This window comes from Streptomyces sp. NPDC054863 (assembly GCF_053610825.1).
Genome location: NZ_JBSGZD010000505.1, coordinates 1 through 2,690 on the forward strand (window position 1 = coordinate 1; position 2,690 = coordinate 2,690).

At 73.3% G+C, this 2,690-nt stretch carries 2 protein-coding genes; both read left to right on the plus strand.

The window, feature by feature from the left end; translation table 11 throughout:
* Positions 1-2 precede the first annotated feature (2 nt).
* The gene (locus tag ACWGIG_RS38320) at positions 3-1,997 is read left to right on the plus strand and encodes a SpoIIE family protein phosphatase (protein ID WP_453326349.1); all 1,995 of its coding nucleotides are present in this window, start codon (positions 3-5) and stop codon (positions 1,995-1,997) included.
* Between the two features lie 147 nt (positions 1,998-2,144).
* On the plus strand, positions 2,145-2,690 hold a 546-nt coding region (locus tag ACWGIG_RS38325; RefSeq protein ID WP_453326350.1), incomplete at its 3' end, for a wax ester/triacylglycerol synthase domain-containing protein.

Sequence of the window (2,690 nt, forward strand, 5' to 3'; positions counted from 1 at the left end):
GCCTGGCGCTCAACAGGATGGGCATCTTCGACTGGGACCTGGCCCAGTCGCACCTGCACCTCGACGCCTCCGCCCTGGAGGTGTTCGACCTGCTGCCCGAGGAGTTCGACGGCACCCCTTCGGGCCTGGCCTCCAGGGTGGCGCCCGGCGAGAGCGAGCGGATGGACAGCGTCGTCGCGCAGGCCATGAAGAGCGGCGAGACCTCGTACGGCAGCTACTTCAAGGTCCGCCGCCGCGACGGCTCGCTGCGCTGGAGCCACACCCAGGGCACCATCCGCCGCGACGCCTCCGGACGGCCGTACCGGATCATCGGCGTCGTCCGGGACGCCGGACAGGAGATCGCCGACCTCGCCGACCGCACCGAGTACGACACGAGGGGCCGCGGCGGCACCGGCGTCGTCGCGGACACCACGGCCGCGCTGGCGCACGCCCGCAGCGTCCGCGACGTCATCGACGTGCTCAAGGGCACCCAGGACCTCGGCAGCTTCGAGTCGTCGTCGCTGGTGCTGGGCCTGGTCGAGGCGGGGCGCATCCGGCTGGTGGCCGAGGGGCCGGAGTTCATGCCCGGCACCCGGTACACCCGTATCGACGACCCCGGGTTCCCGATGAGCGAGGTGGTGCGCACGCTGGCACCCCGGTTCATCGAGTCCGCCGACGACTTCGCGGCCTCCTACCCCAAGCTGTGGGCGCACGTCCGCACGTTCGGCGTCACTTCGGCGGCGTATCTGCCGCTGATCGCGCAGGCCCGCCCGGTCGGCGCCCTCGGGCTGCTCTACAGCGGGCGTACGAGCTTCGACTCCGACGAGCGCAACCTCCTCATCGCACTGAGCAGCAGCATCGCGCAGAGCGTCCAGCGGGCCCTGTTGTACGAACGGGAGAAGGACCTCGCCGAGGGTCTCCAGCAGGCGATGCTGCCGCGCCGGGTGCCCGGCATTCCCGGTGCGAGCATCGCCGTCCGCTACCGCTCGGCGCGCGACGGGCAGGACATCGGCGGCGACTGGTACGACGTGATCCCGCTGCCCGGCGGCCGGGTGGGTGCCGTCATCGGCGACGTACAGGGGCACGACACGCACGCGGCGGCCGTGATGGGCCAGCTGCGGATCGTGCTGCGTGCGTACGCGGCCGAGGGGCACACCCCCGCGACGGTGATGGCCCGGGCCTCCGGCTTCCTCCACGAGCTCGACACGGAGCGCTTCGCGACCTGCACCTACGCCGAGATCGACCTCACGACCGGAGTCGTCCAGCTGGTACGGGCGGGGCACATGGAGCCGCTGCTGCGGCTCGCCGACGGCTCGTGCCGCCGGGTGCCGGTGGAGGGCGGGCTGCCGCTCGGCCTGTCCGCCGAGTTCGGGCAGCTCGAATACCCGGTCACCACAAGGGAGTTGGACCCCGGCCAGACGCTCCTGTTCTACACCGACGGGCTGGTGGAGCAGCCGGGCGCCGACCTCGACGACGGGCTCCGGGCGCTCGCCGACCTGGTGCACGGCGGCCCCCGAGACATCCAGCAGCTCGCCGACCGGCTGTGCGAGGCGGTCGACGAACGGGACGGCGGGGACGACGTGGCGCTGCTGCTCCTGCGCCGCCGCGCCGCCGACGCGCCCCGGGCGGGCGCCCGGCTCCAGCAGCACGTCGCACCGAACGACCCCGAGGCGCTGTCCTCGGCCCGCCACATGATCCGGGCGGCGGTACGGGCCTGGGGCGCCGAGTCCCGCGGCGACGAGATCGAACTCGTCGCCGACGAACTGATGGTGAACGCGCTCATGCACACCGACGGGGGCGCCGTCCTGACCGTACGGATCCTCACCGCGGCCGAACGCAGGCTGCGCATCGAGGTCGCGGACGCCTCCAGCGCGCTGCCGCGCCGCCGTGAGGCGGGCGACTCGGCACAGTCCGGGCGCGGCCTGCTGCTGGTGGACCTGCTGGCGGACGTGTGGGGAGTGGAGTCGAGGGGCGAGGGCAAGGCACTGTGGTGCGAGTTCGCTGTCCCGCCACGGTAACTGTCCGCGTTCTGGACGTACTTGACCGTAACCGACCGATCGCGATTGACTGCGGGCTCCGTCGGCTTTCCCGACACCTGCGGCTTCCCCGGCTTCCCCGGCACCCCACGACGTGAGGGCTCTTTGAGCACCGAGTTGAGCACCAAGTTGAGTACCGAGCTTCTGGCACCTCTTGACCTGGCGTTCTGGCACCTCGAATCCAGCGAGCACCCGATGCACCTCGGTGCGCTCGCCCTCTTCGGCGGCGACGAGGGCTGTCCGGAGGGCGAGGACCTCCTCGACCTCCTCGCGGCCCGGGCCGCTGCCGTCCCCCGCCTGCGGCTGCGCGTACGGAGCGTCCGGCTGCCCGTCGGCGGCTCGGAGTGGGCCGTGGCCGAGGACTTCGACGTACGCCGCCACGTCCGGCGCGTCCTGCTGCCCGCGGAGGGGTTCGCGGCCGAAGCCACCCTGCTGGCGGGGGAGCTGATGGAGCGCCCGCTGGCGCGCGGACTGCCGCCCTGGGAGATGTTCGTACTGACCGCGGACCGCGGCGGCGAGTGCGCCGTTCTGGTGAAGCTCCACCACGCGCTCGCCGACGGCATGCGGGCGGTGGCGATCGGCGCGGGCATCTTCGACCAGATCGCGGGGGCGCGGCCGGGCGCGCGGCCCGCCCACCCGCCCCCGCGCCGCCCCCCCCGCGGGCCGGGGGGCGGG